Here is a 20,173-nt window from a genome sequence, read left to right on the forward strand (position 1 = left end):
ACCGGGCGCCGTTTTCGTTCAGGCCTCGAACTGTCCGGCGAGGATGCGCAGGGCCTCCGCCGCGTCGATACGCCCGTCATAGAGGGCGCGGCCCGAGATGGCGCCTTCGAGCTTGGCGGCGTCGGGCATGGTGAGGCGCACGATGTCGGCGATGGAGGCGAGACCCCCGGAGGCGATGACGGGGATCTCGATGCTCTCGGCGAGATCGATCGTCGATTCCCAGTTGATGCCGGCCAGAATGCCGTCGCGGTCGATATCGGTGTAGATGATCGCGGCGACGCCGGCGTCCTCGAAGCGAAGGGCGAGATCGACGGCGGTCAGCTCGGACGTCTCCGCCCAGCCCTCGACCGCGACCTTGCCGCCCTTGGCGTCGATGCCGACCGCGATCTGGCGGGGAAAGCGCCGCGCCGCCTCGCGCACGAGGGCGGGGTCGCGCACCGCGATCGTGCCGAGAATGACGCGCGAAAGGCCCGCCTCCAGCCAGCGCTCCACGTCGGCCAGCGTGCGGATGCCGCCGCCGAGCTGGACCTTCATCCCCTGCCCCACCGCCGCCACGATCGCCTTCACCGCGTCCGCGTTGACGGCCCGGCCCTCGAAGGCGCCGTTGAGATCGACGACGTGGAGATGCGAAAAGCCGGCCGCCGCGAAGTCGCGGGCCTGCGCGGCCGGGTCCTCGTTGTAGACAGTCGCCTGATCCATGTCGCCGAGCTTCAGGCGCACGCAGGCGCCGTCCTTCAGGTCGATGGCGGGGAAGAGAATGGGCATGGGCTCAGGGCCTCCAGCGCAGGAAGTTCGTGAGGAGGGCAAGGCCGAGCCGCTGGCTCTTCTCCGGGTGGAACTGGGTTCCGACCTTGTTGTCGCGCGCGACGACGGCGGTGACGGGGCCGCCATAGTCGGTGGTGGCGACGACCGTGTCGCTCTCGGCGGCCTGCAACTGGTAGGAATGGACGAAATAGGCGTGGAGCCCGTCCTCCCCCGTCGCGATGCCTTCCAGCAGCGGATGGGGGCGCAGGAGGGTCAGCGTGTTCCAGCCGATCTGCGGGATCTTGAGCGCGGGATCGGAGGGCACGATCGGCGCGACGTCGCCGGGAATCCAGCCGAACCCTTGCGTCACCGCCTTTTCAAGGCCGCGCGTCGCCATGAGCTGCATGCCGACGCAGATGCCGAGAAAGGGCTTGGCGGCCGCCTCGACGGCCTCGACCAGCGCCTCCTCCATGCCGGCGATCGCGCCGAGGCCCCGGCGGCAGTCGGCATAGGCGCCGACGCCGGGAAGGAGGATTCGATCGGCCCGGCGCACGATCTCGGGATCGTCGGTCAGGCGGATCTTCGTATCGAGCCCGGCCTCCCGCGCGGCCCGCTCCAGCGCCTTGGTGGCGGAGCGCAGATTGCCGGAGCCATAGTCGATGATGGCGAGCGTCTCGGTCATGGCTGGCTCCGCGGAATATCGAGGAGATGGGTCGAGGGTCCGAAAGCGCGGCCGACGAAGGGCGGCGGCGTGGTTTCACGTGAATCACCGGATGATTCACGTGAAACCGAAATCGATTCGGACCCGGCATAATAGAGGATCTCGGCTTCCTCCTCCGTGTCCGCCTCGACGACGGCGGCTTCCCGAAAGCGCTTGCGCTTCAGGCGAAGCGCACGAAGGCTGGGGCCTTCGAGGGCGACGAGGATGCCGAGCAGGATCGGCAGGACCGCGGCCGCGAGCCCGAGACCCGGGATCTTGCCCAGGAACCCGAAGCCGATCCAGAGCAGGAACGTCAGGATGCCGCTCAGCCAGAGGCCGTGACGGAACAGCCAGAGAAAGGGAAAGAGCACGGCCCAGCCAGCGAATCCGTCGCGCACGAGCCGAATGCGGTCGCTCGGCCCTGCCTCCTCGCTGGCGGAGGGCTCGAAGATGATGAAGCGGCTCATCGCGGCGCCGGGCTCCGCCCGCCCGTCATGCCAGGACGCCCTTGGTGGAGGGCACGAGGTCGGCTTGGCGGGGATCGATCGAGACGGCCTCGCCGAGCACGCGGGCCACCGCCTTGAAGCAGGATTCGGCGATGTGATGGGCGTTCTCGCCGTAAAGCGTCTCGATGTGCAGCGTGATGCCGGCATTGATCGCGAGCGCGTTGAAGAACTCGCGCACCAGCTCGGTGTCGAACGTGCCGATCTTTTCGCGCGGAAACACGGTGCGGAAGATCAGGAAGGGCCGGCCGGACACGTCTACCGCGGCGCGCGACAGACATTCGTCCATCGCCAGATCCAGCGAGGCATAGCGGCGGATGCCCCGGCGGTCGCCGAGCGCGGCCTTGATGGCGAGGCCGAGCGCGATGCCTGTGTCCTCCACCGTGTGGTGGTCGTCGATGTGAAGATCTCCCTTGGCCTCGATCGTCATGTCGATCAGGGAGTGGCGGGAGAGCTGGTCGAGCATGTGGTCGAAGAAGCCGACGCCGGTCGCGATCGTCGATCGCCCGGTGCCGTCGAGATCGATTCGGACCCGGATCGACGTTTCCTTGGTGGAGCGCTCGATCGAGGCGTCCCGCCGTCCTGCCGTCTCGCCCATGCCGCTCGCTCCATCGCCCGTCGCAGCGCCTCGTTCCCGCGCCGCCCTGCCTTCGCAAAGGGCTTTTTGGCCGTCGCGTCAAGCGTTACGCGACGGGAAGGCCCGCGCTTCTTGGAAGCCGGCCCCATCGCCCATACATGTGCGGCCATCGGCGGACCGCGATCGCCTCGAGGATAGGGATCGGCTGCCGGATGCGAAGGACAGAATCGATGATGGACAGACACGACCCCGCGACGATGTACGGCACAACGATCGTCACGGTGCGCAAGGGCGGCCGGGTGGTGATCGCGGGCGACGGACAGGTCTCGCTCGGCAACACGGTGATGAAGGGCAATGCGCGCAAGGTCCGCCGGCTCGGCAAGGAAGGCCGCGTCATCGCGGGCTTCGCCGGCGCCACGGCCGACGCCTTCACGCTTCTGGAGCGGCTGGAGGCCAAGCTCGAGCAATATCCCGACCAGCTGATGCGCGCCTCGGTGGAGCTTGCCAAGGATTGGCGCACGGACCGCTATCTGCGCCGCCTGGAGGCGATGATGATCGTCGCCGACAAGTCGGTGACGCTGACGCTGACGGGCAATGGCGACGTGCTGGAGCCGGAAGCCGGCGTGATGGCGATCGGCTCGGGCGGCAATTTCGCGCTGGCGGCCGCCAAGGCCCTCGCCGAGACCGACTTTGACGCGGAGACGATCGCGCGCCGCGCGATGAAGATCGCGGCCGAGATCTGCATCTACACGAACGACAACGTCATCCTGGAAGGCATCGACCTCTAGCAGCGCCTTGGCCCTCGGCCTCGGCATGGCACAACGCGCGGCAGCCGCGTTCGGGGCGTCGGGCCTCCGCGCGGCGTCGTGAACGGCGTCGCGCGGAACCAAATCGCCGGGTCGAGCATCCTTCCCTCAAACATAACATCATGGGAACAGATCGATGCGGACCATTCTCCTTTCCGCGGCCTTCCTCGCCTTCGCCGCCGGCGGCGCTTCGGCGAACGAGCCCATTCTCGGCAAGTGGCGCGCCCCCGGCGGCGGCATCGTCGAGGTCACGAGTTGCGGCGGCAGCTATTGCGCGGAGGTCGTCAGCGGCCGCCACAAGGGCAAGTCGGCCGGCCGCATGAGCGGCAGCGACGGCACCTATCAGGGCACCGTCACCGATCCGCGCGACGACAAGACCTATTCCGGCAATGCAGCGGTCCAGGGCGACGTGCTGAAGCTGCAGGGCTGTGCGCTCAAGATCTTCTGCAAGACGCAGACTTGGACGCGGACCTGACCGTCTACCAGTAGACGAGCGTCACGGTCTGGCGGCGGCCGGCCGGCATCTCGATGCGCGCGTCGCCGAACGTCGGCGCGGAGAAGCGGGGGAGCCGATTGTTGGTGATGCCGACGCCCTCCTTCGGAATGCCCAAGAGATTGGTGTCGAGCTTCCCGTCGGAATTCTCGTCGTGCAGCACCGTCACCGCATAGGCGCCGGGCGCCAGATCGCGAAACCGGATCGGCTGGCCGGCCGCGCTGGCCGGCACCGTCCGCCGAATCGCGCTCTTCGACGCGCCGCAATCGGGAAACTCAGCGGAATCGCGAAAGAGGCAGACCGAAAGGCTTCCCGTGCGGTTGCGCAGGCCCTCCACGGTGATCGACAGATCGGCGGCGGCGGATGGGACCACGGAGGCGAGAAGCGCGGCAAGGGCAATCGACGTTCGCAGCATGGCTCTACCTTCTCGACGGTCGCGACCGACCGGATGGAGGGGCCGTTCGCGCCGCTCCCGCTCATCCAACCGACGAACGCGAAAACGCCAACGGCGCCGATCGCCGCAGGACGGCCTGTCGGCGGACGACGCGACGTCGATCTTACAGATGCTTGTGTGATTTGAAGAAGTTGGTGGAGCCAAGCGGGATCGAACCGCTGACCTCTACAATGCCATTGTAGCGCTCTCCCAGCTGAGCTATGGCCCCATCCTTTGGAGCGGTTCCCGAAGGACCGTCCGAGGGCGGCGGGTCTGGGCGACCCGTCGTCTTCCGTGAGGCGGGTTCCTAGAGAAGCTTTCGGACCCGGTCAAGCGACTTTTCGTAAAAGCGCCTGAGACCGTGATAAAAAGCCTTTCCGCCCACCGCAGGCAGAGCCCCGTGCGCCCCTTCGGACCGCACGGGGATCGTTTCGATCGCGATCAGTCGTCGTCGCCGTCGCGCGAGCCGATGATGTCGGTCATGTCGTCGTCCTCGTCCTCGTCGGCTTCGAGGAACGTGTCGTCGGCATCGTCCACCTCGACCTCCTCGTCGTCGTCGATGTCGATGCTCTCGGGCTTGGCGCTGACGTCCTCGTCTTCCTCGACATCGGTGAGGGACACGGTCTCGACCGCCTCTTCCTCGTCGACAGCCTCGACGACCTCGACCTCGGCCTCCTCCTCTTCCTCCGCCACGGCGGCCGCGGGGCCGCGCTTGGAGACGCGCGCCGGCGCCTCGAAGAAGGAGAGCGGATAGGACGTGCCGGTATAGGGCGAGACGATCGGCTCCTTGCCGAGATCGTAGAACTTGCGCCCCGTCTCCGGACAGACGCGCTTGGTACCGAGTTCGGGTTTCGCCATGAAATCCTCGTGTTCCGTGCCGTCTCGCGCTGATGAGGGAGGTTGCGCTCGAGTGGGGCGTTCGCTGGAAAGGGTCGATCGATTCGTCTGATGATTCGGTGCGCGCCGCGCTGCCGACAGGAGCCCGGCGCCGGGACAGACGGCCCCGGCATCGCGGTTTCCCGCCGCCGCCACGACCGGCCGGCTGGGGAAGGTCCCTTACGGCCTGCCATGTGGCTTGTCAAAGCCACGGGTGCAAGGCTTCTAACGCCCAGCGAATCGGGACCCGGAGACCGGGTGACGCCGCGCTTTTGTCCATGGTAACGCAGGCCAGGACGCAAAGAGACCGTCTTCGAGGACAGCGGCGAGGGATTTCGCCGATCGGAGACAACGCAAAGGGAGCAGGCGCCATGAGCGCAGACACGAAGGCGCGGCCGATGCGGGCGAAGCGCGGCGCGGCGCTGGCCGGCCGCGCCAAGGTGCCGGGCGACAAGTCCATCTCCCACCGCGCCTTCCTCTTCGGCGGCATCGCGGCGGGGCGCACGCGCGTCACCGGGCTTCTGGAGGGCGAGGACGTGCTGGCGACCGGCCGGGCCATGCGCGCCATGGGCGCCCGGATCGAACGGGAGGGCGAGGCCTGGATCATCGACGGCGTCGGGAACGGCTGTCTCCTGGAGCCGGACGGCGTGCTCGACTTCGGCAATGCCGGAACGGGCGTGCGCCTGACGATGGGCCTCGTCGGGCCCTACGATTTCGGCGCGACCTTCGTCGGCGACGCCTCGCTCTCGCGCCGGCCCATGGGCCGCGTGCTCGATCCCTTGCGCGAGATGGGCGTTCAGGTCGCCGGCCGCACGGGCGACCGCCTGCCGCTCTCCGTGCGCGGCCCCCGCGTCGCCGCGCCCATCACCTACCGCGTGCCCATGGCCTCCGCGCAGGTGAAGTCCGCCGTGCTCCTGGCCGGCCTCAACGCGCCGGGCATCACGACCGTCGTCGAGCCCATCATGACGCGCGACCACACCGAGAAGATGCTGGACGGGTTCGGCGCGACGGTCTCCGTCGAGACGGACGCCGCCGGCGTGCGCACGATCCGGCTGGAGGGCCAGGGCCGGCTCGTCGGCGTGCCCGACTTCGTCGTGCCGGGCGATCCGTCCTCGGCGGCCTTCGCGGTCGTCGCGGCGGCGATCGTGCCGGGCTCGGACGTGACGGTGGAGAACGTTCTGATGAACCCGACGCGGACCGGCCTCGTCCAGACGCTGATCGAAATGGGCGCCTCGATCGAGGTCCTGAACGAGCGCATCTCGGGCGGCGAGACGGTGGCGGACCTTCGCGTGCGCCATGCCGAGCTCTCCGGCGTCGAGGTGCCGGAGGACCGCGCGCCCTCCATGATCGACGAATATCCGGTCCTCGCCGTCGCCGCCGCCTTCGCCCGGGGCACGACGATCATGCGCGGGCTCGACGAGCTGCGCGTCAAGGAGTCGGACCGTCTGGCCGCCGTCGCGGCGGGCTTGGCCGCCAACGGCATCGACCACGAGGAAGGCCGCGACTGGCTGACCGTCACGGGCCGGCCGGACGGCGCGGGGCTCGGCGGCGGAACGGTCGCGACGCATCTCGACCACCGGATCGCGATGAGCTTCCTCGTCCTCGGCCTCGCCGCCGAGAAGCCCGTCACGGTCGACGATTCCACGATGATCGCGACGAGCTTTCCCGAATTCGTCGGGCTCATGGGCGGGCTCGGCGCCGATCTCGAGGCGCTGGCGCCGTGACGCCGGCGGCGGCGCTCGCGCTCCTCTTCTTCGCGCCGCTCGCCTTCGTCTACGGGCGCCACGTCGCCCACGGCCTGCACCGGGCCGCCGCCGCCACCGGCCGGACGCCGCTTCGCCTGTCGCGCGGGCGGATCGTGCGGGCGCTCGGTCTCGTCCTGGCGCTCGCCATCGCGATCGCCGGGCGGGAGACGCTCGCCGCCGGCCTGCCGCCGACGCTCCAGCGAAACGGCGGCGTGCTCCTCGTCCTCTGGGCCCTCGACAAGATCGGCGGGCTCGGGCTCATCCTGTTCTTTCTCAGCGTGCCCTATGTGATGGGCAGCGCCCTCGGAATCGCGGCGGCCGCGACCGGCCGCCTTCTTCCGCCGGCCGAGACAGCGGCGGAGGACGAGGTGGACGAGACGGCAGCCGGCCCGTCCGAAGCGCCCGCCGGCATCGACAAGACGACCTGACCGCCCGCCTTCTTCATCGAGGCTTCATTCAAGGACGACGCGCGTGGCCGACCAGCCCCTGATCACCGCCCCCCTGATCATCGCGATCGACGGACCCGCCGCCGCCGGCAAGGGCACGCTCGCCCTGAAGATCGCGGCCCATTACGCCCTGCCCTATCTCGACACCGGCCTTCTCTACCGGGCGATCGGCAAGCTGGCGGCGAGCCGCGGCGTCGATCTCGACGATCCGCAGGCGACCGCCGCCATCGCGCGCGATCTCGACACGGCCCATCTCGACGACGGGGCTCTGCGCGGCCGGGAGGCCGGCGAGCTCGCCTCCCGCGTCGCGGTGCATCCGCCGGTGCGGGCCGCGCTCGAGGCCTTCCAGCGCGACTTCGCAAGGTCCCCGAAGGGCGCCGTGCTCGACGGGCGCGACATCGGCACGGTCATCTGCCCGGATGCGGACGTGAAGATCTTCGTCACCGCCAGCCCGGAGGTGCGGGCCCGGCGGCGCACCGACGAGCTTCTGGCCAAGGGCCGGGAGGCGACCTTCGAGCGCATCCTCGCCGAGGTGCGCGAGCGCGACGCGCGAGACGCCGGCCGCGCCACCGCGCCGCTGCGGGCGGCCGAGGACGCGCACTTGCTCGATACGAGCGAAATGGATATAGAAACGGCATTCCGGGCGGCCTGCGGACTGATCGATCGGTCACGGGCCCAACGGGACGGCATCTAGACGGCGGTTCTTCTCGAAGAACTGCCCTTTCGGCTTTGACGGATTCGGGCTCGCCCGCGCCGCCCCGGCCGGCGGGCGCCGAGCATCGAACCCATGACCGAACCCCTGCCCCTGGCGGGTCCACCGCGCCACCCGGACCGATCCCCGCGACAAGCGGCGGCTGTCCGGGCTCCCTCGCAAGACATGCGACGGAGCAGGACCCATCGGACGGCGACCCTTAACGCGAACCACACGGCGCACCGACCCTTTCGTCCGATCGACCCGAGCTACAGCGTTCCCTTGTCGAGGGATGGCGCCGGCTTTCGGATCACGAGGGTCCCCCGAGGAGAGAGAATGTCGAACACCCAACCGTCGCGCGATGATTTCGCAGCGCTCTTGGAAGCATCCTACCATGACCACGACGTCGCCGAAGGCGCGGTGGTCAAGGGTATCGTCGTGGCGATCGAGAAGGACATGGCGGTCATCGACGCCGGTCTGAAGGTCGAGGGCCGCGTGGCGCTGAAGGAATTCGGCGGCAAGGGCAAGGAAAGCGACCTCAAGGTCGGCGACACGGTCGAAGTCTATGTCGAGCGCATCGAGAATGCGCTGGGCGAAGCCGTCCTCTCGCGCGACAAGGCGCGCCGCGAGGAGAGCTGGGCCAATCTCGAGGTCAAGTTCAACAACAACGAGAAGGTCGAAGGCCAGATCTTCAATCAGGTCAAGGGCGGCTTCACGGTCGACCTCGACGGCGCCGTGGCCTTCCTGCCGCGCTCCCAGGTCGACATCCGTCCGATCCGCGACGTCGGCCCGCTGATGAACACGCCCCAGCCCTTCCAGATCCTCAAGATGGACAAGCGCCGCGGCAACATCGTCGTCTCGCGCCGCACCGTTCTCGAAGAGAGCCGCGCCGAGCAGCGCTCCGAGATCGTGCAGAACCTCGAGGAAGGCCAGACCGTCGACGGCGTCGTCAAGAACATCACCGACTACGGTGCGTTCGTCGACCTCGGCGGCATCGACGGCCTGCTGCACGTCACCGACATGGCCTGGCGCCGCGTCAACCATCCGACCGAGATCCTGCAGATCGGCCAGACCGTCAAGGTCCAGATCATTCGCATCAACCAGGAAACCCACCGCATCTCGCTCGGCATGAAGCAGCTCGAGGCCGATCCTTGGGACGGCATCGGCGTGAAGTACCCGATGGGCGTCAAGGTCACGGGCCGCGTCACGAACATCACCGACTACGGCGCGTTCGTCGAGTTGGAGCCCGGCATCGAAGGCCTGATCCACGTCTCCGAGATGAGCTGGACCAAGAAGAACGTCCATCCCGGCAAGATCCTCTCCACCACCCAGGAGGTCGAGGTCGTCGTGCTCGAGGTGGATCCGGTCAAGCGCCGCATCTCGCTCGGTCTCAAGCAGACCCTCCAGAACCCCTGGGAGGCCTTCCGCGACCACTTCCCCGTCGGCTCGATCGTCGAGGGCGAGGTCAAGAACAAGACCGAGTTCGGTCTCTTCATCGGCCTGGACGGCGACGTGGACGGCATGGTCCACCTCTCCGACCTCGACTGGAACCGTCCGGGCGAGCAGGTCATCGAGGAGTACAACAAGGGTGACATGGTCAAGGCCCAGGTCCTCGACGTGGACATCGAGAAGGAGCGCATCTCGCTCGGCATGAAGCAGGTCGGCGGCGACTCGTTCGTCGCGGCGGCCGAGAGCGGCGAAATGCGCCGTGGCTCGATCGTCACCTGCGAAGTGACGGCGGTGACGGATGGCGGCCTGGAAGTGACGATCGCGGAAACCGATCTCACCTCCTTCATCCGCCGGGCCGATCTCGCCCGCGATCGCGAGGACCAGCGTCCGGAGCGTTTCTCGGTCGGCCAGAAGGTCGATGCGCGCATCACGCAGTTCGACAAGAAGGCCCGCCGCGTCGGCGTGTCCATCAAGGCGCTGCAGATCGCCGAAGAGAAGGAAGCCGTCGCACAGTACGGTTCGTCCGACTCGGGCGCCTCGCTCGGCGACATCCTCGCCGCCGCGATGAAGACGCGCGACGAAGAGTAAGCCTTGGAGGGCCCCTCGATCGGGGTCTTCGAAGCCGGACATGAAAAGGCCCGCCGGAGCGATCCGGCGGGCCTTTTTCCGTTCGAGGTCTTCGCTCGGACGAGCCGTTTCTTAAGTCGTCGGCTTGACCTTGCCGGCCTTGGCCGGAAGCTCGCCGGACTTGTGGCGCTCGGCCTCGTTGGTCGCCGTCTTCGCCGCGTCCTCGGCGGACTTGTCGTCGCCGCCCGGCGCTTTCGTCTCGGACCCTGCCATATCGTTCTCCTCCCAATGGTTCTGCCGTCAGGAAGCGATCGATCGCGGCTTCCGGTTCCCCAGAGCCGCCGTCGAAAGCCTTAAGCTCAGAGATCGTCGCGCGTGGGCGCTTCGCCGCCGGGCCTCATCGGCGTGTCCGGGCTTCCCCGATGGGCGGAGGACTCGCCCGGCTGCTCCTGCCGCAGCTCCGGCTCCGCCGGCCCCGTCTTCGCCGGACCGGTGTTCTGCGCCTCCATCGGGGAGACGTCGTCGTCCTCTGTCTTCTCCGTCGTGGTCGGTCCGTTCATCGCTCTCTCCCGCCTCGTGGTGGCACTGAAGAAGAGACGCGCGCAGAGCGGCCGAGTTCCGACGGTTTCGTGACCGAACGTTCTGGAACCCTAAGGCTCACGGCGCTCTTATGGCGGTGTTACATTTCGACGGATCGGGCCGACGCCATGAGCTTTGCCGACATCTTGAGACGCCCGCAGCGCAAGCCCGCGCCGGATGCCCGACGGCAGGATGCCAAGGTGCCGGAGCGTCCGGCCTCCGCGACAGGCTCGGCCGAGTTCTGGCGCGCCTTTCTCCGGCAGGATGCCAAGCCTGCCGCCGACGACACGGCACCGACGTCGCGGGAGCCTTCCTGGCGATCCGCCTCCTCGCCGCGTGCGCAGCGCCCGGAGCCGAAGGGCCCGAGCGTCGAGCCGGCGGAGATCGAGCGCGAACTCGGCCTCTCCCGCTTCGCCTCGCTCCGCGCGCTCCAGAGGCTGCGCCGGGACTTCGCACTGAAGAACCATCCCGACCGCGTGCCGTCGGTCCTGCGCCTCGCCGCGACCAAGCGGATGATGATCGCCAACGCGCTGATCGATTCAGCGATGAAGCGGTTCCAGTTCCGCGCCGCGCAAGCGGATCGCAGCGGCGGCTTCGAAAGCGGCGAGCGGGTTTAACGTCGGCTTCATCTGATTTATGACACCTTGCCGTCACGACAGGTTCGCGCAAGCTCCCCGATCGGCACCAGAGGCAATGGCATGAACTTCGCCGACATCCTCGACGACATCGCCCGTCCCCGCTCTCCCGGCGGCGCCGGCGGAGCTTACGGCGGCCACGGCCATGCGCCGGCCTTCTGGAGCGTGCTCGACAGCATCGCGGCGGCCGCGCCCGTATCGGAGACGGCGGCACGCCAAGCGTACCGCCCGGAAGCCCCGCGTTCGCCCCTTCCCGGCTTCGACGGCGCCATGCACGCCTCCGATCTCAGCATCGATGCCGACGACATCGCCTACGAACTCGACCTCGACGCCGTCGCCTCGGTGGAGGAGCTCTCGATCCTGCGCCGCCGTTTCGCCCGGCTGAATCATCCCGACCGCGTCGAGGCGGGCCTTCGCGAGCGCGCCAACACGCGCATGACGATCGCCAATGCGATGATCGACGCCGCCGCCCGCTGTCTCGTCGGCTGAGCCGGCCCGCCGCGTTTCACGTGAATCGGGCGAAAGGCGCCCTCTTCAAGCGATCGTTCGAGGCTGATAGGATCGCCTCCATGAACATCCAGACGCCCGGCATCGCGCTCCGCACCGCCGACGACTTTCTCGCCTGGAACGAAGGGCGCGAAGGACGGCGCGAGTTCGTGGACGGAAGGATCGTCGAGATGATGACGGGCGTCTCGAAGAACCACAATCGGGTGGCCACGAACCTGCTCCTCCTGTTGGGAAGCCGCCTCGACCGTCATCGGTACGATATCGGGACGGCCGACTACGCCGTTCGCACGAAGGCCGGCGTGCGCTATCCCGATCTCTACATCGAGGAGAAAGGCACCGACGGGGCCGCTTTATCGACCGAAGCTCCCATTCTCGTTGCCGAGATCCTTTCGCCCTCGTCTCTCGCCATCGATTTCGGACCGAAGGTCACCGAGTATATTTCCATCCCCTCGCTCCGCATCTATCTTGTCCTCAGTCAGGACGAGCCCCGTGCGTGGATCTGGAACCGGGAAGAGAACGGCTTCGTGGGGCCTGACATTCTCTTCGGCATCAACGAGCAGATAACCCTCGGCGCATTCGATCTGCGCGTTCCCCTTGCCGATCTCTATCACGACGTCGCATAAGCGCGCTCGAAACCGGGTCCGACGCCCTGTCCTCGACGGCGCGGACCCGGAGACCGCATGGCGACACAACCAGAGCGTTTGCTCATGAAGCCTGACGACCTCCTCCGGCGATCCGGCACAACACCTGCCCATCCGGCGGGAAAGGCGGGCATGGCTTGACCCTCAAAGCGCGCATCATCCCCTGCCTCGACGTCAAGGACGGACGGGTCGTGAAGGGCGTCAACTTCGAGGGGCTGGTGGATGCCGGCGATCCCGTCGCCGCCGCCACGGCCTACGACGCGGCAGGCGCGGACGAGCTCTGCTTCCTCGACATCACCGCCTCCTCGGACAATCGCGACACGATCTTCGACGTCGTCGCGGCGACGGCCGAGCGCTGCTTCATGCCGGTCACGGTCGGCGGCGGCGTGCGGGAGGTCTCCGACATCCGCAAGCTGCTGCTGGCCGGCGCCGACAAGGTCTCGATCAACACGGCCGCGGTGAAGCGCCCCGACTTCGTGGCCGAGGCGGCCGACAAGTTCGGCAACCAGTGCATCGTCGTCGCGATCGACGCCAAGCGCGTGAGTCTCGCCGGCAAGCCCGGCCGCTGGGAAATCTTCACCCATGGCGGACGCACGGCGACGGGTCTCGACGCCGTCGAGTTCGCCCGCCGCGTCACGGCGCTCGGCGCCGGCGAAATCCTTCTCACCTCCATGGACCGGGACGGCACCAAGGCCGGCTTCGATCTCGAGCTGACGCGGGCCGTCGCGGACGCCGTCGCCGTGCCGGTCATCGCGTCGGGCGGCGTCGGCTCGCTCGATCATCTCGTCGCGGGGGTCAAGGAAGGCCATGCGGCCGCCGTGCTCGCCGCCTCGATCTTCCATTTCGGCACCTACACGATCGCCGAGGCGAAGGATCACATGGCAGCGGCCGGCATCGCCATGCGCCGCGATCCGCCGGATGCGAGCTTTCCGGGGATTCGGGCATGAGCGGCTTCACGCTGGAGGATCTCGAGCGGATCGTCGCGCAGCGCGCGGGGTCGCAGGACCCGAGCTCCTATACGGCGAAGCTGGCCGCCAAGGGCGTCGCCAAGACCGCCAAGAAGCTCGGCGAGGAGGCGGTCGAGACGGTGATCGCGGCGATCTCGGAAGACGACGCCGCCCTCGCCTCGGAGAGCGCCGATCTCCTCTATCATCTCCTCGTCGTCCTCCATCTTCGCCGGGTGCCGCTCGGCGCGGTGCTGGCGGAGCTCGATCGGCGGACGGCGGAAACCGGCCTCGAGGAGAAGGCGCGGCGGCTCCCGGAAGGCGGTCACGTGGCGTTGGACGCTCCGCGCTGATGGATCAGATGACACCCTCGACCTTCTCGCCCTATCGCTTCTTCACCGCGAAGGAATGGTCCAGGTTTCGGGCGGACCAGCCGCTGACGCTCTCGGCCGAGGAGGTGGCGCGGCTGCGTGGTCTCGGCGATCCCGTCGATCTCGACGAGGTCTCGCGCATTTATCTGTCGATCTCGCGCCTGCTCTCGGCCCATGTCGAGGCCTCGCAGCTCCTGTTTCGCCAGCGCCAGGCCTTCCTCGCCCGGCCCGATTCCACCAAGACGCCCTTCATCATCGGCATCGCCGGGTCGGTCGCGGTCGGCAAGTCGACGACCGCGCGCATCCTCGCGGAGCTTCTGGCGCGCTGGCCCTCCTCGCCGAAGGTCGATCTCGTCACGACGGACGGCTTCCTCTATCCGAACGCCGTCCTCGAGGCCGAGGGACTGATGGCCCGCAAGGGCTTTCCCGAAAGCTACGATGTCGGGCGCATCCTGCGCTTCCTCTCCGACCTCAAGGCCGGCATCCGCCATGTCGAGGCGCCGCTCTACTCGCACTTCTCCTACGACGTCCTGCCGGGGCAGACCGTCAGCGTCGACCAGCCCGACATCCTGATCTTCGAGGGGCTGAACGTCCTGCAGGTCCGCGACCTGCCGCGGGACGGAAAGGTCGTGCCCTTCGTCTCCGACTTCTTCGACTATTCGATCTACATCGACGCCGAGGTCGCGGACATCAAGCGCTGGTACATCGACCGCTTCATGCGCCTGCGCGAGACCGCATTCCGCGACGTCGACTCCTTCTTCCACCGCTATTCCAAGATCGACGAGGCGGAGGCGCTGGCCACCGCCGAGCGGCTCTGGACGACGATCAACGAGAAGAACCTCTACGAGAACATCCTGCCGACCCGTCCGCGCGCCGATCTCGTCCTCTCCAAGGGCCGCACGCACCGGATCGAACAGGTCGCGCTGCGCAAACTATAGAGCCATCGGCCTCGTCACGCGCCGAAGGGTCAGATTGATCCGGCCGCCTTTCCTCAGAAGGGCCGAGGTGCCGGGATAGAGCCGGTCCACGCCGTGGAAGGCGAGCCGCCCCTCCCCGCCGAGGACGAGCACATCGCCCGAGACGAGCTTCAGCGAGGTCGTGCGACCGCCCTTCACGGGCCCGCCGATGCGAAAGAGGCAGGCGTCGCCGAGCGAGACCGAGACGACAGGCGCGTCGAGATCGGCCTCGTCGCGGTCCTGATGGAGGCCGAGCCGGGCCGTCTCGTCGTAGAAGTTGACGAGACAGGCTTCGGGAAGGTGCGGATAGGCGGACGTCCCGCGCCAGAGATCAAGAAGCGTTTCGGGGATCGCCGGCCAGGGCTTTCCGGTCTCGGGATGGAGGGGCTGGTAGCGGTAGCCCGTGCGATCGGCGACCCAGCCGAGGTCGCCGCAATTGGTCATGCGCACGCTGAACGGCTTTCCCGTCCGCGGCATCTGCGGCCGGTAGAGCGGCGCGGCCGCGACGACCGCGCGGATCTCCTCCACCAGCGCCTGCTGCGCCGCCCTGTCGAGGAAACCCGGCAGATGCCGCACACCCTTCGGCAGAACGTTCACGCGAGCGCCTCCCTATGCCGGCTGCGGTTCATCGGCTGAAAGAGCCGAACGCCGTTCAGCTGGAGAAGCCGAACGCTGTTCAGCTGAGATAGCCGAGCTGCGCGGCGACGGCGACGGCATGGGTGCGGTTGGAGGCGTTCACCTTGCGCGTCGCGGTGGTCAGATGCTGCGAGACCGTGTGCTCGGACAAAGAGAGGATCGTGCCGATTTCCGAGGAGGTCTTGCCGAGCATGGCGAGCTTCAGGCAGTCGCGCTCGCGGGGCGTCAGCGGGTTGGCGCGCTTGTTGTCCTCGAAGCGGCAGGTCGCCAGCATGCCGAGAACGCCGAAGGCGGCCAGCTGCAGCTCGCCCATTTCCGCCTCCGTGATATCGACCCGGTCGCCCGCGAAGCCGAGCGCGCCGTGGAACGAGGTCATGCCGTGGACCGGCAGATAGACGCCGCCGTGAAAGCCGTTCGCCGCCAGAAGCCGCGCGGGGGGGTTCGGCTCGTCCGGCTCGTCGAAACCGTGCAGCATGTCCGCGTCCCAGGGAAAGGGCGTCGGCCCCGCCTTCAGCGCCCGGATGACGGGTGAGAAGCGCAGGAGCCCGAGCTTCTCGTAGGCTTTCAGGAAGGCCGGCTCCCAATTGCTGACGATCAGCTTCATCTCGGCCCGCGCGTCGTCGGCGGCCGGAATGTGGAAGATGGAATAGTGACGATAGCCGTAGGCGAGCGCAATTCCGGCGAGGGCTTCGGCGAGACGGATTTCGTCCCACGGCCTCGGTACGCCGGCCAGAATCGCCAAAGCAGCCGCCACCAGTTCCATCCTCCATCGTCGGCCGGCGACACCCGTCGGACGACCGCATGCCCGATGAGGTTGCGGTCCGACCGAGTGCCTCGGCATGTGCTTCAAGAGCCGAATCGATCCTACAGCAGCATGCGCCACCGAATCCACCGAGCCTTTTGGGGGTAGCCGAACCGGGACCGGTGTGCTCCCCTTCCCCGTGCATAGCTACCCCGCGCCGCCGAGCGCGGCGTTCACGCCGATCGCCACGAGCACGGTGTTGAAGAAGAAGGACGCGATCGAGTGGGCGAGCACCGCCCGGCGCATCCCCGGCCCGGTGATCGAGACGTCGGCGGTCTGCGCGGTCATGCCGATCACGAAGGAAAAGTAGAGGAAGTCGAAGGCGCCGGGCCTCTCGGTGCCGGGAAAGTCCAGCCCGCCCGCCGCCCGGCCCTCCTTCGGCGCATAGAAGAGATCGGCATAGTGCTGGGCCGCCATCGTGTGCAGCATGAGCCAGCCGAGCGGCACGGAGAGAATGGCGAGGACGAGGCCCAGCCGGTCGGGCCCGGCCGCCTTGTTCAGAAGCGTCAGGATGGAGACGAGGCTGAAGACGATGGCGAGCACCGTCAGGATGGAAATCAGCACGATCCCCTCGTCCTGCGTCCTCGCGCGCTCGCTCAGCGTCTCCGGCGAGGCGCCGAGCGACTTGTGCAGGATGGCGGCGAGATAGGCGAGGAAGAAGCCGTCCACCGCGACGACCAGATGCAGCTCCGCGCCGAGCCCCGTCCAGGGCAGGAGAAGATACAGCGCCAGCCCCAAGGCGGCGGCGCCGAGAAATCGCCGGTGATGGCCGAGATAGGCGTCGAACATGCTTCGCTCCGCTGCCGTGCCGACAGGGCGTCACCCTCTGTCGCAACTTCCGTCCCTAACCCCTCGCCGGCTTTCTCACCACTCGCGCGGCGCTCTGGCGCAACGCCGTCCGCCATCCCATCTAGCGGCAGGGAGCCGGTGCCGTACCGGCACCCCCGTTCCGGGTCCCGCCCCTCGGCGGGCATCACAGAGAGCTCCATGACAGACTTTTCCCCCCGCGAGATCGTCTCCGAACTCGACCGCCACATCATCGGACAGAGCGACGCCAAGCGCGCCGTGGCCGTGGCCCTGCGCAACCGCTGGCGCCGCCAGCAGCTGGAAGGGTCGCTCCGCGAGGAGGTCTCGCCGAAGAACATCCTGATGATCGGACCGACCGGCGTCGGCAAGACCGAGATCTCCCGCCGCCTCGCGCGCCTCGCCGGCGCGCCCTTCATCAAGGTGGAGGCGACCAAGTTCACCGAGGTCGGCTATGTCGGCCGCGACGTCGAGCAGATCATCCGCGACCTCGTGGAGATCGGCATCGGCCTCGTGCGCGAGAAGAAGCGCGAGGACGTGAAGGCCAAGGCCCATCAGGGCGCCGAGGACCGCGTTCTCGACGCGCTCGTCGGCAAGACCGCCTCGCCCGCCACACGCGACAGCTTCCGCAAGAAGCTTCGCTCCGGCGAACTCGACGACAAGGAGATCGACATCGAGGTCGCCGATACCGGCAATCCGATGGGCGGCATGGACATTCCCGGCATGCCCGGCGCCAATATCGGCGTCCTCAACATTTCCGAGATGCTGGGCAAGGCCATGGGCGGGCGCACCAAGCAGCGCCGCACCACCGTCAAGGAAAGCTACGGCCTCCTCATCGGCGAGGAATCCGACAAGCTCCTCGACAACGAGGTCGTCGTGCAGGAGGCCATCCAGTCGGTCGAGAACAACGGCATCGTCTTCCTCGACGAGATCGACAAGGTCGCCAACAAGGACGGCTACGGCGGGGCCGGCGTCTCGCGCGAAGGCGTGCAGCGCGACCTACTGCCGCTCGTCGAAGGCACCACCGTCGCCACCAAGCACGGCCCGGTGAAGACGGACCACATCCTCTTCATCGCGTCCGGCGCCTTCCACGTCGCCAAGCCCTCGGACCTCCTGCCCGAGCTCCAGGGCCGCCTGCCCATCCGCGTCGAGCTGAAAGCCCTGACGCGCGACGACCTGCGCCGCATCCTCACCGAGACCGAAGCCTCGCTCATCAAGCAGTACATCGCCCTGATGAAGACCGAGGGCGTCGATCTGGAAATCACCGAGGACGCGATCGACGCCATCGCCGACACCGCCGTCAACCTCAACGGCTCGATCGAGAACATCGGCGCCCGCCGCCTCTCCACCGTCATGGAGCGCGTCCTCGACGAGATCTCCTTCGAGGCCCCGGACAAGCCGGGCGAGCGCTACGTCGTCGACGCCGCCTACGTCCACAAATCCCTCGACGGCATCGCCGGCAATATCGACCTCTCGCGCTTCGTGCTGTGAGGTTGGGGGCACCGAAGGGGACGCCGTCCCCCTTCACCCCTGCCAAGGGACGTCGTCCCTTGGAACCCATCTCGTTGACATGAATAAGGGGGCCGATGGCCCCCTTATTCATGTCAAAGAAGAAGAAGGGTCCGGGAATTCGTTCCCGGGCGGGGTCCGGGGCGGCAGCCCCGCCAGGACCCCGTGCCCTCACATCGTGGCGCCGATCTGCCAGGGGACGAACTCGAAGTCGCCGAGGCCTTGGGCTTCGGACTTGGTCTGTTCGCCGGAGGCGATGCGCAGGATGAGGTCGTAGATCTCGCGGCCGGACTGTTCGATGGTGATGCCTTCGGAGACGATGCGGCCGGAGTCGACGTCCATGTCCTCCGTCATGCGGCGGTACATTTCGGTGTTGGTGGCGATCTTGATGGAGGGCGCGGGCTTGTAGCCGGAGGCGGAGCCGCGGCCGGTGGTGAAGGCGATCATGTTGCAGCCCGACGCGATCTGGCCGGTGACGGAGGCCGGGTCGTAGCCGGGGGAGTCCATGAAGACGAAGCCTCTGGAGCGGATGGGCTCGCCGTATTTGTAGACGCCGACGAGGGGCGTCGTGCCGCCCTTGGCGGCGGCGCCGAGAGACTTTTCCAGGATGGTGGTGAGGCCGCCCTTCTTGTTGCCGGGGCTCGGATTGTTGTCCATCGAGCCCTTGTTGCGGGCGGTGTAGTCCTCCCACCAGTCGATGAGCTTCACGAGCTTCTGGCCGACCTTGCCGTCGACGGCGCGGCGGGTGAGGAGGTGTTCGGCGCCGTAAATCTCGGGCGTCTCGGAGAGGACGCCCGTGCCCCCTTGCGCGACGAGGAGGTCGCAGGCGTAGCCGAGCGCGGGATTGGCGGTGATGCCGGACCAGGCGTCGGAGCCGCCGCACTGAAGGCCGACCATGATCTCGGAGGCGGGGCACGGCTCGCGGGAGAACTCGTTGGCGAGCGGCAGCATGGCCAAGACGCGCTCGATGCCGACCTCGACGGTGCGTCTGAGGCCCGCGACGTCCTGGATGTTCATGGCGTGGAAGAGCGGGCCCTTCTCGATGCCGTTGGCTTCGAGCAGCCAGTCGATCTGGTTCACCTCGCAGCCGAGGCCGACCATCAGGACGCCCGCGACATTGGGATGGCGGGCATAGCCCCACATGACGCGCTGGAGCGCGTCGAAGCCCTCGCCGTCGCTCGCCATGCCGCAGCCGGTGCCGTGGACGAAGGCGGTGACGCCGTCGACATTGGGATAGGCGGCGAGAAGCTCCGGCGTGAAATGGGCGGCGATCTTGCGGGCCGCGGTGGCCGAGCAGTTGACGGAGGTGAGGATCGCGATCGTGTTGCGCGTGCCGACCTTCCCGTTGGCGCGGCGGTAGCCCATGAACGTGTCGCGCAAGTTCGGCTCGACCATGACGGCCGGGCGCAGGTCGGTCGAGAACTGATAGTCGTGGGCGGTGTTGCGGAACTCGATATTGTGGACGTGGACATGCTCGCCGGCCGCGATGTCGCGGCTCGCATAGCCGATGATCTGCGCGTATTTCACGACCTTCTCGCCGGCCGGAATGGGCCTCGTCGCGATCTTGTGGCCGCGCGGGACGAGCTGCAAGGTCGCTGTCGTCTCCACGGGGGCGCCGGTTTCCAGCGCGCGAAGCGCCGTCACGACGTTGTCGGCGGGGTCGAGACGGACGGTGTTCGGGGACATGGGCGTTGCGGTTCCGGATGGGTGAGGACGGTGCGTTTCACGTGAGTCACGAGAACATGGCCAAACTGGGATA

Annotated in this window: 25 protein-coding genes and 1 tRNA gene; 13 read left to right on the top strand and 13 right to left on the bottom strand. The window is 67.8% G+C overall.

The window, feature by feature from the left end:
- Window positions 1-18 precede the first annotated feature (18 nt).
- The 4 genes from hisA to hisB are packed head-to-tail and all read right to left on the bottom strand — an operon-like array spanning window position 19 to window position 2,545.
- The gene (gene hisA, locus ASG62_RS23495) at window positions 19-765 is read right to left on the bottom strand and encodes a 1-(5-phosphoribosyl)-5-[(5-phosphoribosylamino)methylideneamino]imidazole-4-carboxamide isomerase (RefSeq protein WP_056692719.1); all 747 of its coding nucleotides are present in this window, start codon (window positions 763-765) and stop codon (window positions 19-21) included.
- A gap of 4 nt (window positions 766-769) precedes the next feature.
- Window positions 770-1,426 carry an imidazole glycerol phosphate synthase subunit HisH gene (gene hisH / locus ASG62_RS23500; RefSeq protein ID WP_056692715.1) on the bottom strand — a complete coding sequence of 219 codons (657 nt, stop codon included), beginning with the start codon at window positions 1,424-1,426 and terminating at the stop codon, window positions 770-772.
- Window positions 1,423-1,911 carry a DUF2628 domain-containing protein gene (locus tag ASG62_RS23505; RefSeq protein ID WP_056692711.1) on the bottom strand — a complete coding sequence of 163 codons (489 nt, stop codon included), beginning with the start codon at window positions 1,909-1,911 and terminating at the stop codon, window positions 1,423-1,425. The genes hisH and ASG62_RS23505 overlap by 4 nt, the downstream gene beginning before the upstream one ends.
- A 25-nt stretch (window positions 1,912-1,936) precedes the next feature.
- Window positions 1,937-2,545, bottom strand: coding sequence for an imidazoleglycerol-phosphate dehydratase HisB (gene hisB / locus ASG62_RS23510; protein WP_056692709.1), 609 nt, complete (start codon window positions 2,543-2,545; stop codon window positions 1,937-1,939).
- Window positions 2,546-2,757: 212 nt separating this feature from the next.
- Here hisB and hslV point away from each other — a divergent pair, with 212 nt between their 5' ends.
- Window positions 2,758-3,312 carry an ATP-dependent protease subunit HslV gene (gene hslV, locus ASG62_RS23515; RefSeq protein WP_056693154.1) on the top strand — a complete coding sequence of 185 codons (555 nt, stop codon included), beginning with the start codon at window positions 2,758-2,760 and terminating at the stop codon, window positions 3,310-3,312.
- A gap of 154 nt (window positions 3,313-3,466) precedes the next feature.
- Window positions 3,467-3,805 (top strand): DUF2147 domain-containing protein, encoded by a 339-nt coding sequence (locus ASG62_RS23520; RefSeq protein ID WP_056692706.1) that lies wholly within the window; start codon window positions 3,467-3,469, stop codon window positions 3,803-3,805.
- A gap of 4 nt (window positions 3,806-3,809) precedes the next feature.
- Here the strand turns inward: ASG62_RS23520 and ASG62_RS23525 are convergent, their stop codons facing one another.
- The 3 genes from ASG62_RS23525 to ASG62_RS23535 form a co-directional block, all read right to left on the bottom strand.
- Window positions 3,810-4,238, bottom strand: a complete 429-nt coding sequence (locus ASG62_RS23525; RefSeq protein ID WP_056692703.1) for a DUF2141 domain-containing protein — start codon at window positions 4,236-4,238, stop codon at window positions 3,810-3,812.
- Window positions 4,239-4,409: 171 nt separating this feature from the next.
- A tRNA-Ala gene (locus ASG62_RS23530) sits at window positions 4,410-4,485 on the bottom strand.
- Window positions 4,486-4,697: 212 nt separating this feature from the next.
- Complete coding sequence (locus tag ASG62_RS23535) at window positions 4,698-5,114, bottom strand: TIGR02300 family protein (RefSeq protein WP_056692700.1); 417 nt, start codon at window positions 5,112-5,114, stop codon at window positions 4,698-4,700.
- Between the two features lie 389 nt (window positions 5,115-5,503).
- Here ASG62_RS23535 and aroA point away from each other — a divergent pair, with 389 nt between their 5' ends.
- The 4 genes from aroA (at window position 5,504) to rpsA (ending at window position 10,051) form a co-directional block, all read left to right on the top strand.
- Window positions 5,504-6,856, top strand: coding sequence for a 3-phosphoshikimate 1-carboxyvinyltransferase (aroA, locus tag ASG62_RS23540; RefSeq protein ID WP_056692696.1), 1,353 nt, complete (start codon window positions 5,504-5,506; stop codon window positions 6,854-6,856).
- Window positions 6,853-7,305 (top strand): hypothetical protein, encoded by a 453-nt coding sequence (locus tag ASG62_RS23545; RefSeq protein ID WP_056692693.1) that lies wholly within the window; start codon window positions 6,853-6,855, stop codon window positions 7,303-7,305. The genes aroA and ASG62_RS23545 overlap by 4 nt, the downstream gene beginning before the upstream one ends.
- Window positions 7,306-7,348: 43 nt before the next feature.
- Window positions 7,349-8,017 (top strand): (d)CMP kinase, encoded by a 669-nt coding sequence (cmk, locus tag ASG62_RS23550; RefSeq protein WP_056692688.1) that lies wholly within the window; start codon window positions 7,349-7,351, stop codon window positions 8,015-8,017.
- A 333-nt stretch (window positions 8,018-8,350) separates the two neighbouring features.
- Complete coding sequence (gene rpsA / locus ASG62_RS23555; protein ID WP_056692685.1) at window positions 8,351-10,051, top strand: 30S ribosomal protein S1; 1,701 nt, start codon at window positions 8,351-8,353, stop codon at window positions 10,049-10,051.
- 111 nt (window positions 10,052-10,162) lie between these two features.
- Here rpsA and ASG62_RS26830 read toward each other — a convergent pair whose 3' ends face one another.
- Both ASG62_RS26830 and ASG62_RS23560 read right to left on the bottom strand, forming a co-directional pair.
- Complete coding sequence (locus ASG62_RS26830; protein ID WP_156382332.1) at window positions 10,163-10,303, bottom strand: hypothetical protein; 141 nt, start codon at window positions 10,301-10,303, stop codon at window positions 10,163-10,165.
- A gap of 86 nt (window positions 10,304-10,389) precedes the next feature.
- Window positions 10,390-10,590, bottom strand: a complete 201-nt coding sequence (locus tag ASG62_RS23560) for a hypothetical protein (RefSeq protein WP_056692682.1) — start codon at window positions 10,588-10,590, stop codon at window positions 10,390-10,392.
- 147 nt (window positions 10,591-10,737) lie between these two features.
- Between ASG62_RS23560 and ASG62_RS23565 the strand changes: the two genes are divergently transcribed.
- From ASG62_RS23565 to coaA, 6 genes are all read left to right on the top strand, one after another.
- On the top strand, window positions 10,738-11,226 hold the full coding sequence (locus ASG62_RS23565; protein ID WP_056692679.1) for a J domain-containing protein: 489 nt from the start codon (window positions 10,738-10,740) through the stop codon (window positions 11,224-11,226).
- Between the two features lie 81 nt (window positions 11,227-11,307).
- A complete protein-coding gene (locus tag ASG62_RS23570) occupies window positions 11,308-11,733 on the top strand; it encodes a hypothetical protein (RefSeq protein ID WP_056692676.1) in 426 nt (141 codons plus the stop codon).
- A gap of 80 nt (window positions 11,734-11,813) precedes the next feature.
- On the top strand, window positions 11,814-12,374 hold the full coding sequence (locus tag ASG62_RS23575) for a Uma2 family endonuclease (protein ID WP_056692673.1): 561 nt from the start codon (window positions 11,814-11,816) through the stop codon (window positions 12,372-12,374).
- A gap of 155 nt (window positions 12,375-12,529) precedes the next feature.
- Window positions 12,530-13,339: an imidazole glycerol phosphate synthase subunit HisF gene (gene hisF / locus ASG62_RS23580; RefSeq protein WP_056692670.1), complete on the top strand. Its 810-nt coding sequence runs from the start codon at window positions 12,530-12,532 to the stop codon at window positions 13,337-13,339.
- Entirely contained in the window at window positions 13,336-13,689 is a 354-nt protein-coding gene (locus tag ASG62_RS23585; protein ID WP_056692666.1) for a phosphoribosyl-ATP diphosphatase, read from the top strand. The genes hisF and ASG62_RS23585 overlap by 4 nt, the downstream gene beginning before the upstream one ends.
- Window positions 13,689-14,645: a type I pantothenate kinase gene (gene coaA, locus ASG62_RS23590; RefSeq protein ID WP_056692663.1), complete on the top strand. Its 957-nt coding sequence runs from the start codon at window positions 13,689-13,691 to the stop codon at window positions 14,643-14,645. The genes ASG62_RS23585 and coaA overlap by 1 nt, the downstream gene beginning before the upstream one ends.
- Here coaA and ASG62_RS23595 read toward each other — a convergent pair.
- The 3 genes from ASG62_RS23595 to ASG62_RS23605 form a co-directional block, all read right to left on the bottom strand.
- A complete protein-coding gene (locus tag ASG62_RS23595; protein WP_056692660.1) occupies window positions 14,640-15,260 on the bottom strand; it encodes an alpha-ketoglutarate-dependent dioxygenase AlkB family protein in 621 nt (206 codons plus the stop codon). The genes coaA and ASG62_RS23595 overlap by 6 nt on opposite strands.
- A gap of 79 nt (window positions 15,261-15,339) precedes the next feature.
- Complete coding sequence (locus tag ASG62_RS23600) at window positions 15,340-16,053, bottom strand: LuxR family transcriptional regulator (protein WP_244487524.1); 714 nt, start codon at window positions 16,051-16,053, stop codon at window positions 15,340-15,342.
- 195 nt (window positions 16,054-16,248) lie between these two features.
- Complete coding sequence (locus ASG62_RS23605; RefSeq protein ID WP_056692654.1) at window positions 16,249-16,890, bottom strand: DUF1345 domain-containing protein; 642 nt, start codon at window positions 16,888-16,890, stop codon at window positions 16,249-16,251.
- A 198-nt stretch (window positions 16,891-17,088) separates the two neighbouring features.
- Here ASG62_RS23605 and hslU point away from each other — a divergent pair, with 198 nt between their 5' ends.
- Window positions 17,089-18,396 carry an ATP-dependent protease ATPase subunit HslU gene (gene hslU / locus ASG62_RS23610; protein WP_056692651.1) on the top strand — a complete coding sequence of 436 codons (1,308 nt, stop codon included), beginning with the start codon at window positions 17,089-17,091 and terminating at the stop codon, window positions 18,394-18,396.
- Between the two features lie 189 nt (window positions 18,397-18,585).
- Here hslU and ASG62_RS23615 read toward each other — a convergent pair whose 3' ends face one another.
- Window positions 18,586-20,100: a UxaA family hydrolase gene (locus ASG62_RS23615; RefSeq protein ID WP_056692648.1), complete on the bottom strand. Its 1,515-nt coding sequence runs from the start codon at window positions 20,098-20,100 to the stop codon at window positions 18,586-18,588.
- Window positions 20,101-20,173 lie beyond the last annotated feature (73 nt).

The sequence above is a fragment of the Aureimonas sp. Leaf427 genome, assembly GCF_001425485.1.
Lineage (GTDB): Bacteria > Pseudomonadota > Alphaproteobacteria > Rhizobiales > Rhizobiaceae > Plantimonas.